This window comes from Paenibacillus apiarius (assembly GCF_017052585.1).
Lineage (GTDB): Bacteria > Bacillota > Bacilli > Paenibacillales > Paenibacillaceae > Paenibacillus_B > Paenibacillus_B apiarius.
Genome location: NZ_JAFFHZ010000001.1, coordinates 987,289 through 1,003,512 on the forward strand (window position 1 = coordinate 987,289; position 16,224 = coordinate 1,003,512).

A 16,224-nucleotide genomic window follows, 5' to 3' on the forward strand; every position below is an offset into this window, starting at 1 on the left:
CGTGCCTAGACATCTCGTCGTAGGAAACGGAAAATTCCTGGTCAACTTGGATGAGCATACCTATATACGTGATGTCTACTTCCCTTATGTAGGCCAATTAAATCACGTAGGAGGTTATCGCTGCCGTGTCGGCGTATGGGTGGATGGGCAATTCAGTTGGTTGGATAACCCGGAGTGGAGCTTTCGCTTAGGTTATGTCGAGGAATCCCTCGTTACGGACGTGACAGCCGATCATCCCCGATTAGGGCTGACCTTGTTTATGAATGATGCCGTCCATCAGCGCGACACCATTTTTCTCAAACGAATCCGCATCGTCAACCACCTGCCCTTTGCGCGTGAAATCCGCCTGTTCTTCCATCAAGATTTGGTCATCAATGAAACGGAAGTGGGCGATACCGCGGTGTACTACCCGAATAACGGAACCCTTTTTCATTATAAGAAGGACCGCTACTTCATGTTCAACGGCATAAGCTCTTGGCGGGATGGCACACTCGAAGGGATCTATGAATATTCGACCGGCATTAAAAGGTTTCACCACGCGGAGGGCACGTGGAAGGATGCCGAAGACGGACAGCTGATGGGAAATGACATTGCCCAAGGGTCTGTAGACAGCACCTTCAGCTTGCGTACCGAAGTGCCGGCTGCCGGTGAACAGACAGCCTACTATTGGTTCGGCGCCGGGACTAATTTGAAAGAGGTCGTGCGGCTCAATGAATATGTTCGCAGCAGTCACCCTGAGCAACTTATCGAGAGGGTAAGCACCTATTGGAAGCGCTGGGTGAACAAACAAAGCCGGTCCTTTGCGAATCTTGAACCTGAGCTGATTCGCCTCTATAAGCAAAGTCTGCTTATCGTGCGCTCTCAGACGGACGTGAACGGCGCCATCATCGCGGCGAACGATACGGATATTATGCAGTTCAATCGCGATCATTACAGCTATATGTGGCCGCGTGACGGCGCGCTCGTTGCCCAGGCCATGTCTGCGGCCGGCTATCATGGCATGATTGCGCCTTTCTTCCGCTTCTGTGCCGAGGCGCTGACTTCCGATGGATATTTGCTTCATAAATATAATCCGGATGGAACAGTCGGTTCGAGCTGGCACCCTTACGTTCATGACGGCAAGCAGCAGCTGCCGATTCAAGAGGATGAGACGGCGCTTGTCCTGTACGCCCTATGGCAAGATTACGAGCAGCACGGGGATATTGAAATGGCGCAATCGCTCTATCAGACGCTCATCCGGCAAGCCGCAAGATTTCTTCTCCAATACCGTGATGCGCATCTGGGACTGCCGCTTCCAAGCTATGATTTATGGGAGGAACGGTACGGGATATTCACGTTTACCGCCTCCGCCGTATATGGCGGCCTTGCCGCAGCCTCGAAGTTCGCTGCATTATTCGGGGATGACGAGCGGGCGCAGCGGTACAATCAAGCTGCGGAAGAGATTCGAATCGGAATCATGACCCATTTATGGAATGAAGAGGAACAACGCTTCGCACGCGGCTTATATCGTCACGACGGCCAGTGGACGCAGGACACGACACCGGAAAGCAGCATCTTCGGCATCTATGCCTTCGGTGTGCTGCCGGCGGACGACGCGCGCGTATTGTCCACGATGCGGTCATTAAGAGAAAGGCTCTCCATTCGAAGCGGCACGGGAGGCATTGCCCGCTACTATCGCGATTATTACTTCCAACGCTGCTCCGATATGAGTGTTGCTCCGGGTAATCCGTGGATCATATGTACGTTATGGTTCGCCAACTATGACATCGAGCTGGCCTCAACGCTCACCCAGTTGGAGCAAGCCCATGACACGCTGCGATGGGTCGAAGCGCATAGCCTGTCAAGCGGACTTCTATCCGAGCAGCTTGATCCGTTTGACGGCAGTCCCGTCTCGGTCGCGCCGCTAACGTGGTCGCATGCCACTTACGTGGACACTGTGCTCAAGTACTTGGCCAAGTATGAACAATTGAGCAATGACCCATAACACGTGCTCACCCGATCTACAAAGCCCCGGCGGAATGATCCGCCGGGGCTTTGCTATGTTCATTCAATTGGATGCGTCAAGCGCACTGCTTACTTCGCAACCAAATGCTTGTCGCCTGGTTTCCAGTTAATTGGGCACAAACCGCCGGATTGCAATGCTTGCAATACGCGGAGTGTCTCTTCAACACTGCGGCCAACGTTGTTATGGTTAACGACTTGGTATTTCACTTCGCCTTCCGGATCGATGATGAACAGACCGCGAAGCGCAACGCCATCTTCTTCAATAAGGACGCCGTAATCGCGCGCAACATTCTTCGTAATGTCGGAAGCAAGCGGGAAGTTCAACTTGCCGAGGCCATTGTCTTCTTTCGGTGTGTTGATCCAAGCGCGGTGGCTGTGGATGGAGTCAACCGAAACACCGACGATTTCTGTATCCAATTTCTTGAATTCTTCAGCCGCATCGCTCAATGCAGTAATTTCAGTCGGGCACACGAATGTGAAATCAAGCGGATAGAAGAACAGAACCAACCATTTTCCGCGATAATCGGACAAATTTACTGCACCAAAGTTTTGTCCATCGCCATTTACTGTCTCCATGTTGAATTCTGGAGCGGGTCTGCCAACTAAACGTTCTGCCATGTCGAATTCCTCCTTGAACTATATCAATAATAATGATTCACACGAGTTAATAGGCTAGTTGCTGTGGAACAACTTCCATATTGAATGTTATCATTCGATAATAATGATGTCAAGATTATAATCATTATTTATTAATATTAATTATAAAATATGGCTGAATTGCGAATCATTCTCAGTACAACTTGCAATGCCTCCATATTATATCATTTCTACGCCCTTATATCCCTCTCCTGCTTGCAGCCGATGCAAATTTTTGTGCGGAACGTTAATTTTTTGTGAATTCGCAGAACGGCGCATAGCGTAAACACCTATAACACCTCTTGGCTTCGTTCTCCCCTTCAATCAGAAGCTGCCTCCCCTTTTGTAATATTAATGCATCTCCCGCCTCATTTACGCACAAAAAGCCACCGATTTGTTAGAGCATCCGGTGTCTGGAGCCATTACAAAAACTACATATACATTTGAATTTCCGTTTACATTCATTTAACCATCACGTGACATTCCCCCTCTACAATAAAGGATGCAAATATATAACCAGTTGGAGGGGTAACTGTTGAACAAATATGTACGCAAATCGCTAGTAATTGGTCTGGCACTTCTCGTGCTTCCGCTTAGCGCGATGCAATCAGGTACGACGCTGGCGAAAGAAACCGCAAAACCTCAGCCGGTCTCAAAAAATCTCATCATCCTGATCGGTGACGGCATGGGACCTGCACAAGTGTCGGCAGCTCGAATCTACTCCAAGAACAAGCTGAACCAACCTCACCTCAATCTGGACAGCATATATGTGGGTCAAGCCACCACCTTCGCTGATAAAGGTGAAGATGGCGATGCCATTGTGTCCGGCGAAGTAACAGATTCTGCTTCGGCAGGTACTGCCTTTGCCACAGGACACAAAACATACAATGCGGCAGTCAGCGTTTCTAACGAGGATGTTTCCAAGCCGTTTGCCTCGGTCATCGAAGCTTCCAAGTCAGTCGGCAAATCAACAGGGCTTGTCACAACGGCCCGGATCACGCATGCAACACCTGCAGTATACGCAGCGCATGTCCGCAGCCGTGATAATGAAAATGCGATTGCATCTCAATACTTGACATCCGATGTGGATGTTCTGCTTGGCGGCGGCAAGCGCCACTTCGTGAGCAAGAAAGAAAAAGGCAAACGTGAAGACAAAACCATTATTCCAGACTTTGAGAAAAAAGGTTATAAAGTTGTATACGATAAAAAAGGCTTGAAATCATTAACGGCAAAGAACAAAAAAATTCTGGGCCTGTTCCATGATTCCCACATAGACTACGTGCTTGATCGCAAAGCGGAGACACCTAGCTTGGCTGACATGACCTCTAAAGCAATTGAATCATTGGCTGCCAATCCAAAAGGCTTCACGATGATGATCGAGGGCGGACGGATTGATCATGCCGGCCATGCGAACGATTTAGGATCTATGATCCAAGAAACGTTGGACTTTGATGCAGCAGTCAAAGTAGCGCTGGCCTTCGCAAAAAAGGACGGCAATACATCTGTGGTGATAACAGCGGACCATGAAACAGGCGGATTCTCGCTCTCACGCGATAACATTTACGAGCTGAACGTGGATGCATGGGATAAACAAAAGATTTCATCCGAGCTCCTTGGGCCACAGCTTGCCAAAGCCACCACAACAGATGAAGTCAAGGAACTCATCAAGAAATATACCGGCTTTACCGACGTGACAGAGGAAGAAGCGCAATACATTATGGAGGGCGACGGATCCTCTTATAAGCAGGAAGGTGCATTTAACCAAGTGATGGCGAAGCGTTATTTAGTCGGATGGTCCGGACACGGACATTCTGCCGTTGACGTAGGCGTATGGGCCTACGGTCCGATTAGCCAGCTTGTCAAAGGGCAAGTCGACAATACCGATATCGCCAAAAGCATGGCTGAAGTTGCAGGATTGGATCTGGCGAGGGCTACAGCTGAACTGCGCAGCAAGCATTTGTACCCGAAATTTAAAGTAACCCCTGAAGGCAGCATCATGTACCCCGCAGTGGAATTGGCACAAGCTCTGCACATCAAGGTGTCGGATAACAGCGCTGCAAAGGAAACAACATTCACAAAAGGAAAGGTAACCTTAAAAGTAAAGGACGATAACACGGTAACAATGAACGGCCAGACCAGCACCTTGCCGGCAGAATTAGACCACAACGTGCTGTACTTAAACCTCGACGCATTCAGCAAATTAACGGGTCTGCCTCTGAAATGGGATTCCTTGTCTGAACGTATCGCACTGAAATAAGCATGTTGACATTGAACATTGACACGTATCAGAGGGCGACCAGATTGCCCTTCTAGTCCAAGCGGCAAAAGGCTACAGGGCGAAGTGCCGTCATCTGACAAGATTGGTTCCAGATAAGTTCCGCTCCGGGCGCCGAATGCCCGTGCTTTAAGGTCAAATACCGATTTCGGATATTCACGCATACGATTGGAAGGTCGGAAGCATAACGCTCCGACCTTTATCATCCAACCTTATTTCATCGCGGCCACGATCAGATCGCCCATTTGCTCCGTGCCGAGCGCCTTCGATTTATCCGTTGCGATATCCCCTGTGCGGTGTCCCGCGTCAAGCACTTCCTTCACCGCCGTCTCAATCGACTGCGCCGCCGCTTCGTATCCGAATGTCAGGCGGAACATAAGCGCCACGGACAGGATCGTCGCAATCGGATTCGCCACGCCTTGGCCCGCGATATCCGGAGCGGAGCCGTGCACTGGCTCGTACAGCCCGAAGCTGCCTTCTCCCAGCGAAGCCGAGGACAGCATGCCGATCGAGCCCGTCAGCATCGCCGCTTCGTCACTCAAAATATCTCCGAACATATTCTCCGTCACGATGACATCGAAGCTCGACGGACGGCGCAGAAGCTGCATCGCACAGTTGTCGACCAGCACGTGCTCCAGCTCCACGTCCGGATATTCCGGCGCAATGCGGTTCACCGTTTCGCGCCAGAGGCGGGACGTCTCGAGCACGTTCGCCTTGTCGACCGAAGCCAGCTTCTTGCGGCGCTTCTGCGCAATCTCGAACGCTTGGCGCACGATGCGCTCCACTTCCTGCACGTTGTATACGCACGTGTCGACCGCTTCTTGCCCGTGTTCGCCGTCGCGGCGGAACTTCTCGCCGAAGTAGATGCCGCCCGTCAGCTCTCGCACGACGATTAGGTCCGTTCCCTCAAGCACCTCCGGCTTCAATGTAGAGGCATCCTTCAAGCAATCGAAGATGACTGCCGGACGGATATTGGAGAATAATCCGAGCGCTTTGCGAATGCCAAGCAGCCCGGTCTCCGGGCGAAGCTCCTTCGGATTGCTGTCCCATTTCGGACCGCCTACCGCTCCCAGCAGGACGGCATCCGCTTGCTTGCACTTCTCCAGCGTTTCTTCCGGAAGCGGGGTTCCTGTCTCGTCGATTGCAATACCGCCGAATAGGCTGTGGCTCGTTTCGAAAGAATACCCGAACAGCTCCTCCGTACGTTTTAATACTTTTTCCGCTTCTCTGACGACTTCCGGCCCGATGCCGTCACCTGCGATAATGGCGATCTTCTTCACGTCTGGCATGTCTGTCACTCCTCGTTCATTGTCGTTACTTCAGTTGTAACACAAATGAAAGAGGTTGGCTAAGATATAAAAGCTATCATTTTTATAGGAAAAAACTATGGGTATAGTTATTTTCAATCGGCCTGCCCATCAATTACTTTTAGCAAATACCCATTCGGATTAAATGTAAGATGGAATTTATGTCTGCTTTCATCCACTATGAATTGGTCATTCTCCGTCAAAAATTGTTGCACGGCTCCCATGGGGCCGGGAGCCCATTGGGGAACAACCGGATTCCCCCCGATGATAGTATCTTCTACAATCATGTAACTTCCAACCGTGACCAGATGATGATATATTCTCATTTCATTGAGAACGTGCGGCGCTGTATGATCGGAATCGAGAATGACCAATACGACATCGGCAGGACATATATATTCCTTTACTTTATCAACCATCTCCGAAGAGGTCGTGTCACCTATTAAATAAGTAATTCTGCCATGCTCGGGTCTTTCCATTTCCACGATATCGATCGTAATCACCTTGCCCTTGCCTAATACATCACACATATGGGCTAAAAACAAGGCGCTTCCGCCCGCATTCGTTCCGCATTCGATTATGACATCCGGCTTGATATTAAACAGAATTTCTTGATAGTTGAATAAGTCTAGCGGACATTTAAGAACGCGGTGCCCGAACCAATATGTGTCCAGCCATACTTCACTATCAAAGTAATGATGATGAAAAGATTTTACGCAATCGTTCATTGTTTCTACCCCTTTCCGGCCAATTGCATTTTCATATCCTTTTATAGCAGTGTATGAGTATTATAATTGCTTCGTGAAAGAAATAGATGAACTTGCACTCTATCATCTAAGCCCAAATCTCATTTACAGGCCAATATAAAGCCGGGGTCTCTCAGCTCGAGAAATGTGTATATCTGTATCCTATACGCCGTCCCCCCGCCTCCGAATCAATCATAGAATATTTCAATCTACTAAACCCTCGCCGTAAAGTAAGGCAACGAGTCTATTAACGGAGGGAAGAAAAATGTATACAATCCCCGACCAGTTCTATGCAAAAACGATCGACTGGGCTATAACTTACGCGTTAAGCAACAATTACCGCTTGGAGGACGTTTACAAGGTGATTTATCCGAGAGAGACGCTTCAGCTTCAAGCGCCCAAAGGTTTGGACCTTCCCCGTTGGCCTACGCTATGCAGCTTCGACGAGGCCTTCGTGGCCGTCATTCCATATGGGCGTGCCGTTACGGGGAACTGTTATTCCGTCACGTCGGACAATAAACGGCTGCTCGATGTCGAGTACAGCTATCCCTACAGCTTTCAGGAATTGCCGCCTCCAGAGTATCGGGCGGAGACCGTGGCTACCCTCATATGGGGTTGGAATATTCCCGAAGTCGTTTTCACGCAAGCCATATTCGGCCACTGGTTTTTTGATATTTTGCCGCGCATTCATCTGTTGGAACATAGCGGGATCGCAATAGATAGATACTTAATCGGCAAGCTGACCCATCCTTTTCAATATGAGTCGCTGAATATGCTCGGTATTCCAATGGATAAATTGATACAAGTAGACAAAAATGATTTCCATCTGATGGCTGACAAGTTGGTCGTCCCCGCAGTGCCTTGGATATTGGGCAAGAGCCCTAGATGGGCCTATCACTTTATCCGGCATCGTTTGAAGGATACCCATCCGGTTCAACCTGTGAGCGGTTATGAACGAATATATGTAACCCGGCAAGATGCGCATGCGCGCTATGTCCTGAATGAAGACGAAGTCATGAATTTGCTGCGCGCTAAGGGCTTCACCCGCATCGTGCTCACTCCGTTGAGTACCCAAGAAAAAATAGCCATTTATTCATCCGCCCAAGCAATCGTCGCGCCATTCGGCAGCGGCAACATCAATCTCGCTTTTTGCAATCCCGGAACCAAAATCGTGGAGCTTACGCCGTATACCATTGCAGATGATTACTTTTGGAAAATAAGCAACCATGCGCAGCTCGACTATTACGAAATCGTCTGTGACATCGAATATCCGCCCAAACCGATAGGAGGATTGGACAACTTTACCGTTGATCTCAACAAGCTGCAGCAGGTTCTTGAATTGGCCGGGATATAGACCGGACTGAAGCACCGATTTTCGGAGAAAGAGATATCCTTAAAGATCCAGATTTCACGGATCCAAGTTATGAATATATTTGTTATACCGAGAACCCAGAGAAAGGCCGTTCGGAAATCTGGAAGGTGATTCAAGCACAGCGCAAACACGAAGATCCCATACGCGATGCCTGGGGTACAAATTGATGCCTCATAAGCTGTTCCCGAGCATGACACCAGTAAATGATGGATGCCAACATAAGCCTTGCAGGGGATAAGCGCCGGCATCTACTTCAAAATGTAAAGACGGGCACGCTCAAATAGTGAAGGCGCCCGTCTTTCATAACTATTCCTTTTTTTGTCATTCAGACTCCGTTATATAGTAATGGAAGGGCCCCATTTGCTTCGATTCCGATAACTAGAACTTCAGGCCGGTACGCGGCCGAAAATACAATTCCCCCATAGTTCACACCCACATTCTTTTAATAGGAACTCTATATCCTATAACTCGGAGCTATTGCTCTGCTATTATCATTTGCCTGCTACTTTGTATTTGTACGCTTGACGCTATCTGGACCCCATCTTTTCGATTACTTTATTGCCATCTATTTTCACCCATTTTACGATAACCATTTCTTCTGCCTACATCGTCCCATTGCTTCAATCATAACCTACAATACGACATGAGATTGTCAGGAGGGAATGATTCGTGTCCAGCAGACAAAAGACGGTTATCATTGGCGCAGGCGGACATTCCAAAGTTATCATTGATATGCTGGGCTCCAATCCCATGATAGAGATAGTGGGGTGCACGGCCGCCACGGGAATGGGCACAGTCTTGAACGTGCCTGTATTAGGCGATGACTCTATCTTGCCGTATCTATATGATCATGGCGTCCGCCACGCATTCGTGGCGATCGGCGACAACCGGATCCGGCGCAAGATGACACGTCATGCCAAAGACATCGGATTTACATTGATTAATGCCATCAGCCCATTTGCGTATGTGTCTCCGTCAGCCCAGTTAGGCTCGGGGATTGCCGTCATGCCCCGCGCCGTGTTGAATGCGGAAGCGCACATTCATGATAATGCCGTTATCAACACGGGAGCGACGGTCGATCATGAATCCGTCATCGGAGAATCGTGTCATGTGGCGCCGGGTAGCAGTCTTTCCGGGAATGTGCGCGTTAAAAACGGGGCTTTCTTGGGCACGGGAACGAAAGTCATCGACGGCATAACCATTGGCGCCTGGTCGGTACTCGGCGCAGGTTCCGTCGTCATCCGCAACATTCCGGATCGATGCCTTGCTGTGGGCGTGCCGGCCCGCGTCATTAAGCAACGTCATGAACCGTTCTAATGCGCAGATACGAACGTTGGAGGGAAAAATACATGAACAAATATTATTCCATTGCAACTCCCATTTTGAATGGGAACGAAAAGAAATATGTCATGGACTGTTTGAATTCGACGTGGATCTCTTCCAACGGCCCGTATTTGGATCAATTCGAGCAGCAATTCGCCGCTTTCTGTCAGACGAAGCACGCAATTGCCTGCAGCAACGGCACGACAGCCCTGCACTTGGCGCTGATGGCTCACGGGGTCGGACCGGGGGATGAAGTGATCGTTCCGACACTTACATTCGTTGCAACGGCAAATGCCGTATCATACTGCGGAGCGGTCCCCGTGTTCGTCGACGCGGAGGCAGAAACATGGAATATAGACACCGACGCCATTGAAAGCAAGATTACGCCCCGCACGAAAGGAATCATTGCCGTTCATCTGTACGGACATCCTGCACATATGGATCCCATCATGCATATCGCGCAAAAGCACGACTTGTTCGTCATCGAAGACGCTGCCGAGGCCATTGGCGCCCAATATAAAGAAAAAATGACGGGGTCGTTGGGGCACACCGCCACGTTCAGTCTGTTCGGAAATAAAATCATTACGACCGGCGAAGGGGGCGTCGTAACGACCAATGACGACGCTCTCGCCGAAAAAGTCAAACTGCTGAAGGGGCAAGGAATCGACCAAAACAAGAAATATTGGCATCCCGTTATCGGATACAATTATCGGATGACCAACATTCAAGCGGCGATTGGATGCGCCCAGCTTGAAAATGCCGACTGGCACATCCAGCAGCGTATCCGCGTTGCCATGCACTATTATGACTATCTCCAAGGTGAAGACAGACTGACGCTTCCGGTTCAGAAAATATGGGCCAAAAATGTATACTGGATGTTCAGCGTCGTGCTCAACCGATGTTCGGAAATGCAGCGGGATTCGATCATGAAGTATTTAAAAGACTATGGGATCGAGACAAGACCGTTCTTCTATCCGATGCATATCCTTCCTCCGTATGCACACGGGCAGACGTCTACGGAATTTCCGGTAGCTAACCGCATTGCGTCCCAAGGCATCAATCTTCCGAGTCATGGTGAGTTGACGGAAGACGATATCCGGTTTATTTGCCGGACGCTAAGAAATGTGTTGTAACCTCGTTACAACGGTTTGAGGGGGAGACGTCATTGGCATTGCAACACCGGGTCATACATTTCATACATGCCATATTGAAGCTGGAAGGGTTGGACTTCATTAGAGAGCTGTATCGGCAATTCCTCCACCGGGAGCCGAGTGCGATGGAGTATCAGCATTATATGAGACTGCTGGCTATGCACCAGACCAAGCAGACGCTGATAGTCCATGTCATGTGCAGCGAGGAGGCGGAACGGTTATATCATCAGCCGCCTTCCGGATTTATCCATCTCCATGATGAGAATGAGACGGCCGCAAGCATCTTGCGCCGCTTTTATCCTTCTGAACCGTTTTTTTTCGTTCATTCGTTATACAATGAATTGTTATGCCGCAATCCGGATACGCAAGGAATGCAAGGCCACCTGCACAGTTTATTGGGGGGCATGCAAAAGAAAAATCTGCTTCACGCATTTTTCATATCGGCGGAATGCCAAAAATTCCTTTCCATGCCCCAAATCCCTTTCATAAACGACTGTCGGACGGTCGGAACGGGGATTGCAGCTCCTCCATGGGGACATCGGATTGTGAACCATATCGGCATCTTTTTGGCTTATCCTCACCCTCTCGCCTTGGACGGCGAGGGAATCGGGCGCTTTCTTTACCGGTTAATTGAGGGCTTTTTAAGTAAAAGACCGGATGTCCACATCCATATAGCCGCCACAGATTACAACTATGCGGATGCTGAACATTCATTCGCTTCATTAAAATTCCAATTCCCTGGACGGGTTCATATCACTAGATCGAACAATATCGAAACGTTCAATACGAATGTCCCGGCGGAAGTTTGGATTGTGCCTATCGTTTCACTTGAATTGGCGATGTTTTTAAAGAAACCTTATATCGTATGTTTGCATGATTTGGTTCATCATCAATTCAAGGACTTGTATTTTACAATGTATCCTGAATTTTGCTATCGGGTTGACCGCAATGGTTATCTGGTCTTGAAGAAAGCCGTAGCCATCGTATCCAATTCCAATTATGTCCGGTACCACCATGCCATCGTTGTCGCCGGAATGCCTGCGGAGAAAACACATGTTATCCGATTGGCCCCTCCGAACGACGAATATCAATCTTTTACTTTTATTGATGAAACCCAATTCCGTTTGAAATACCAGTTATTGTATGAGTACCTTGTGTTCCCGACCGTTTTGCGCCTGCATAAAAATTTCGAACGGCTAATTGCCGCATTTATCAAATTTAGACAATCATTCGACGGTTACCATTCTCGATTGCGTCTCGTATTCACTGATCAGCTGACGAACAATCCAAAGCAGGCGGAAGTCATGCAAATATTACAGCATGTTGCAGATGAAGATATTCGGAGCAGCATCATGTTTATAGGCCGAATTCCGAAATCCGATCTGCCCTCGCTCTACAAATACGCGCTGGGAACCATCGTTCCGACTCTGTTCGAAGGCAGCTGCCCGTTCCCCATTCTGGAATCATTGACGATGGGCACGCCTGTCGCGGCAGCCAATATCGAGGTGACGAACGAGATCATTACAGATATGAGCGCATTCCTGCCATTCAACCCCTACTCCATCGAAGAAATGGAAGCGGCCATTCGCGGATTATGGACGTACCGCCACACTCTGCTAGCCCGGCAACAAGCCGCGATTAGCGGAGCGATGCAGCGCAGATGGACAGATGTCGCCAATGAATATTACGCTTTACTACAGCACGTCGCCAGCACGAACTAATGGCTGCTTGAACGGCTCACAGCATGCTGTAATGCTTCATGTAAGCTAGCCGGAATATATGAATATATTTTTTTGCGACATCATCCCACGTTTCCGACGCATCGTTCATGCCTTGTACGGCAGAGGCCTTATAATGCGCATAGTTGTCAAATAGACGCTTCAACGCTTGCGCGATCGAATCCGGCGACTCCGGGTCGAACCAGACGATGTCGGCGCTGTGCCTTGCCAGATGCTCCCGCATGACGGGGATATCGGAACAGAGCACCGGGACGCCCAATCTCAACGCTTCTTCGACCGGATAGCTTCCGCCGCCTTCCGACATGCTCGGCATGATTAGGGCTTGAGCATTCCTCACGACCGGGATGACGTCCACATCCTTAATGAATCCCATCGGATACACATCTTTGTCAAGATGCAGCCCGACCCGTTTCATTAATGATATAAGTGCGGGAACATACAAATGATCAGGCCAGTGAGGCGGAACGCTGCGCAACAGCTCCGTGTTGTAGCCGAACAAAACGAGCGGAACTTCGTTGCTTTCAGTAAATCTTGAATAGGCCAGCAGCAAATTATAGTGATTTTTATGCGGTGACACATTGCTTGGGTACACCACGTACTTCTGCGGGAGACGTAATGCCAATTCTTCGGTTACCCTCGTATTTGTCAAGTTTGCGGACGGAAGAATGGCATGCTCGATAACATGGACTTCATTGCATTGCGGCCCGAAGTGCTCGATTAATCTTGATTTTACGTGATGGGAAGAGACGGCGACGGACGTCATATTTTCTATCCAGCATTTGGATTCTTTCCAACACTGTTGAACGACGGCACCCGTCAAATAATGAGGGACAAAGTCCATCACCGTTGTATCATGGAACGTGCATATCGCCGGAATGTGCACCTTGACATATTCAGGACCATGCGGCCAGAAAAAGTATACGACATGACAATCGGAAAGCAGCGCATTTCCTTCAGACGATTGAATGGATCCGCTAAAATAAACGATATCGATATTCGGGTATCCCGTAATATCGATTCTTTCTTTAAAGCTTGTTTCTGAGGATATGACTAATCTCACCAGATCAATATCTTCCTGCCGTGCCATCGCAGGCAATAGATTAGACAATAGTCTCGCTCCGCCGCCTGCGGAAATCAAATTGGCACACCAAATCATAATTCTCATTTTGCAACTCCCCTTTGAAGAGGTTGTTCAAAAAGCCCCCTTTTGAACACGCACTTGAAGCATTTACAAGCGGGTGATTCGGCAATTCCTTAATGAATATGCGACGCGCTCATGGATGATTCATCGCGATGTCCGGAAAGCAAAGATATTTCACGCCAATAAGATGAATATAGATGGGAAAAAAGGAGGATATGAAGATGGCGCAGATCATATGGCATGGAAATGTATTCGACTCCACAGGGTACGCCAAAGCAGCAAGACAATACGTGCTTGCCTTGCATGCGCGGGGTGCGGACGTCAAGCTGGAGGCCTATTCCGGACTCCCTCCTGTCGAGCTCCCCCTTAACCAAAAAACGGTGCTGGAACAATTGCGGGTCAAGCGGAGCAGAGCGGTTCAGCGTGTAAGCGTCTTTCATTATATCCCGGACTTCTGGAGAAAAAAGCTGCGGCCCTCGTTCGGCTTCACGTACTGGGAAACATCCAAAATTCCGGACACCTGGGTCAAGCAAGCGAACCAAATGAATGCCGTGCTGCTGCCCAGTCTTCACAATATCGATGTCTTTCACCGTTCCGGCGTCACCGTGCCGTTATTTTATGTCCGTCCGTGCCTGTCCGAGCCATATCATTCGCCCTCTCCCGAGTCTACGCCGCCATATGTGCACCATTTGCCTCCATTCCGGTTTTTATCGGTCTGTTCCTGGATTGACCGCAAAGGAATCGACCTGCTGTTGAAAGCGTTCTGGAACGAATTTACGGCTGCCGATCCGGTATGCTTGATTATTAAATCGGCGGGAACCGGGGATATTTTCCAACAAGTGGAAAAATTAAAGCAGGAGCAGATGCTAACGCACATGCCCGCGCCGGTATACATTGATTTGGAGCTGAGGAGCGAAATGGAAATGGATGCCCTGTACCGCAGCAGTCATGCGTTTGTGCTGCCGAGTCGGGGGGAAGGCGTCGGCTATCCGGTGCTGGAAGCAGCCATGAGGGGAATTCCGGTTATTGTGACGGGATGGGGAGGCCATGCCGATTTTTTGAATGAGCATAACAGCTACTTAATTCCGTATCAGCTCGTGCCCGTGAAGCCGCAGCCCTATTATTACGGGTACCAAAGCGATCAGCTCTGGGCGGAAGCATCGATCGACTCGCTGCGAAGCACGATGCGTCATGTCATGACCCATTATGCGGAAGCGTCCGTGAAAGGGCAAATCGTCATGCAGCATACTTTGACGCACTTCTCTCCGGATAAGGCGGCGCAAGATCTTATCCACGCGCTTACGAACATGACCGGCTTCTCCTTCACCTGATATTCCACTGCAAAAAAAGAGATAAGGAAGCCGCCCTTACCTCTTTCTTCGTTACCTGTTTCAACTACCCCAAGTTCTCCCTTTTTAAAGCTAAAACCTAAAATGGGAATCTTTGTCAGAATCTATACAGGAAGCTGCCGCTTAATGAGCTGCAAGGCTTCGCCCACATTTGCCGCCTCAATGGCGTGGATCGATCCGTCATACTGCTCGGAAGCATGGTCATAGCGGGAATCATAGTAATGCTCAAGCATGAGCGCAGCCGCTTCTCCGTAATTCTCCAATCGCAGCGCGTCGGCAACGGCGTGCGCTCCAGGCGTGTGCATCCGGCGCTGGATGCGGGCAAACGCTTCACGAATCGCTTCCGGATGCTTGGATGGCTCATAGGCGGCCACAATGTTGCGTACCCGTTCCTGCACCGGCAAATGCACATCTAACACGGTTCCGCGCTGCTTGGCGCGCATGAGGAACTCCGGCAGCACAATCTTGCCGAGCCTGCGGCTTTCCGCCTCCAAGAGCACATAGGCGGCGTTGTCCGACTGCAGCTGAATCAGTCTGTCCAGCAGCAGCGCGTCGAACATCTTCTGATTGTTCGGTGCCTGTCCGATATGTCCGAACACCGATCCCCGATGACCAGCCAGCCCTTCCAAGTCCAATACGGGATAGCCTTCGGAATGCAATCGCCGCAGCATGTCCGTCTTCCCCGTTCCCGTATGCCCCGACAGCACGATGCAGGGCACGGTCAATTCATGCTGCTCCAGCGTCTCCTGCACCCAGCGCCGGTAAGAGCGGATGCCCCCGGACAGCCGATACGGCTTCAAGCCCATCAACGACATGACCGTAGCCATCGTGCGGCTGCGCATGCCGCCACGCCAGCAATAGATGACAACCGGACCATCCAATTGCTTAAATTGTTTATACAATGCGGGGAGCTTGGCCGATGCGATTTGAAGCCCGCGTTCTTTCGCCGCTTCGACGCTAACCTGCTTATAAATCGTGCCGATTTCCGCCCGCTCCTCATCGGAGAACAGCGGAATGTTGATGCTCCCCGGAATCGTAAACTCCTTGAATTCCCCCGGCGATCGCACGTCGACCAGCGTCGCCTTTTTATCGCGCAATGACAAACATTGCTCCAATGCAATATCTTGCATGCCCCTCACCTCTTGTTGTCTCTCTCGTTACGCATCTCTATTTTTAAGACT

12 protein-coding genes are annotated in these 16,224 nt (G+C 49.8%); 7 read left to right on the plus strand and 5 right to left on the minus strand.

Annotated features, from left to right (window positions below):
* Window position 1: 1 nt before the first annotated feature.
* Window positions 2-1,984, plus strand: coding sequence for a glycoside hydrolase family 15 protein (locus tag JSQ80_RS04545; RefSeq protein WP_206094507.1), 1,983 nt, complete (start codon window positions 2-4; stop codon window positions 1,982-1,984).
* A gap of 89 nt (window positions 1,985-2,073) precedes the next feature.
* Here the strand turns inward: JSQ80_RS04545 and JSQ80_RS04550 are convergent, their stop codons facing one another.
* Entirely contained in the window at window positions 2,074-2,622 is a 549-nt protein-coding gene (locus tag JSQ80_RS04550; RefSeq protein WP_087433361.1) for a peroxiredoxin, read from the minus strand.
* Between the two features lie 553 nt (window positions 2,623-3,175).
* On the opposite strand from JSQ80_RS04550, the gene JSQ80_RS04555 reads away from it, so the two are divergent.
* Window positions 3,176-4,897 carry an alkaline phosphatase gene (locus JSQ80_RS04555; RefSeq protein WP_206094508.1) on the plus strand — a complete coding sequence of 574 codons (1,722 nt, stop codon included), beginning with the start codon at window positions 3,176-3,178 and terminating at the stop codon, window positions 4,895-4,897.
* A 230-nt stretch (window positions 4,898-5,127) separates the two neighbouring features.
* Here the strand turns inward: JSQ80_RS04555 and leuB are convergent, their stop codons facing one another.
* Both leuB and JSQ80_RS04565 read right to left on the minus strand, forming a co-directional pair.
* A complete protein-coding gene (gene leuB, locus JSQ80_RS04560; protein ID WP_206094509.1) occupies window positions 5,128-6,204 on the minus strand; it encodes a 3-isopropylmalate dehydrogenase in 1,077 nt (358 codons plus the stop codon).
* Between the two features lie 113 nt (window positions 6,205-6,317).
* The gene (locus tag JSQ80_RS04565) at window positions 6,318-6,950 is read right to left on the minus strand and encodes a CmcI family methyltransferase (RefSeq protein ID WP_206094510.1); all 633 of its coding nucleotides are present in this window, start codon (window positions 6,948-6,950) and stop codon (window positions 6,318-6,320) included.
* A gap of 283 nt (window positions 6,951-7,233) precedes the next feature.
* Here JSQ80_RS04565 and JSQ80_RS04570 point away from each other — a divergent pair, with 283 nt between their 5' ends.
* The 4 genes from JSQ80_RS04570 (at window position 7,234) to JSQ80_RS04585 (ending at window position 12,535) form a co-directional block, all read left to right on the plus strand.
* Window positions 7,234-8,322, plus strand: coding sequence for a glycosyltransferase family 61 protein (locus JSQ80_RS04570; protein WP_206094511.1), 1,089 nt, complete (start codon window positions 7,234-7,236; stop codon window positions 8,320-8,322).
* Between the two features lie 687 nt (window positions 8,323-9,009).
* Complete coding sequence (locus JSQ80_RS04575; protein WP_206094512.1) at window positions 9,010-9,657, plus strand: NeuD/PglB/VioB family sugar acetyltransferase; 648 nt, start codon at window positions 9,010-9,012, stop codon at window positions 9,655-9,657.
* Between the two features lie 32 nt (window positions 9,658-9,689).
* Complete coding sequence (locus tag JSQ80_RS04580) at window positions 9,690-10,796, plus strand: DegT/DnrJ/EryC1/StrS family aminotransferase (RefSeq protein WP_206094513.1); 1,107 nt, start codon at window positions 9,690-9,692, stop codon at window positions 10,794-10,796.
* 32 nt (window positions 10,797-10,828) lie between these two features.
* Entirely contained in the window at window positions 10,829-12,535 is a 1,707-nt protein-coding gene (locus JSQ80_RS04585; RefSeq protein WP_206094514.1) for a DUF4214 domain-containing protein, read from the plus strand.
* Window positions 12,536-12,551: 16 nt separating this feature from the next.
* On the opposite strand, the gene JSQ80_RS04590 is transcribed toward JSQ80_RS04585, so the two are convergent.
* Window positions 12,552-13,718: a glycosyltransferase gene (locus JSQ80_RS04590; RefSeq protein WP_206094515.1), complete on the minus strand. Its 1,167-nt coding sequence runs from the start codon at window positions 13,716-13,718 to the stop codon at window positions 12,552-12,554.
* 197 nt (window positions 13,719-13,915) lie between these two features.
* Between JSQ80_RS04590 and JSQ80_RS04595 the strand changes: the two genes are divergently transcribed.
* Entirely contained in the window at window positions 13,916-15,025 is a 1,110-nt protein-coding gene (locus tag JSQ80_RS04595) for a glycosyltransferase (protein ID WP_087433352.1), read from the plus strand.
* 122 nt (window positions 15,026-15,147) lie between these two features.
* Here JSQ80_RS04595 and mnmH read toward each other — a convergent pair whose 3' ends face one another.
* Window positions 15,148-16,173 carry a tRNA 2-selenouridine(34) synthase MnmH gene (mnmH, locus tag JSQ80_RS04600; protein ID WP_206094516.1) on the minus strand — a complete coding sequence of 342 codons (1,026 nt, stop codon included), beginning with the start codon at window positions 16,171-16,173 and terminating at the stop codon, window positions 15,148-15,150.
* Window positions 16,174-16,224 lie beyond the last annotated feature (51 nt).

Bases quoted from the DNA above. Each gene is read 5' to 3' on its own strand.
- JSQ80_RS04565 (WP_206094510.1), bottom strand. From the start codon at position 6,950: ATGAACGATTGCGTAAAATCTTTTCATCATCATTACTTTGATAGTGAA.
- leuB (WP_206094509.1), bottom strand. From the start codon at position 6,204: ATGCCAGACGTGAAGAAGATCGCCATTATCGCAGGTGACGGCATCGGG.
- JSQ80_RS04570 (WP_206094511.1), top strand. From the start codon at position 7,234: ATGTATACAATCCCCGACCAGTTCTATGCAAAAACGATCGACTGGGCT.
- JSQ80_RS04580 (WP_206094513.1), top strand. From the start codon at position 9,690: ATGAACAAATATTATTCCATTGCAACTCCCATTTTGAATGGGAACGAA.
- JSQ80_RS04550 (WP_087433361.1), bottom strand. From the start codon at position 2,622: ATGGCAGAACGTTTAGTTGGCAGACCCGCTCCAGAATTCAACATGGAG.
- JSQ80_RS04590 (WP_206094515.1), bottom strand. From the start codon at position 13,718: ATGAGAATTATGATTTGGTGTGCCAATTTGATTTCCGCAGGCGGCGGA.
- mnmH (WP_206094516.1), bottom strand. From the start codon at position 16,173: ATGCAAGATATTGCATTGGAGCAATGTTTGTCATTGCGCGATAAAAAG.
- JSQ80_RS04595 (WP_087433352.1), top strand. From the start codon at position 13,916: ATGGCGCAGATCATATGGCATGGAAATGTATTCGACTCCACAGGGTAC.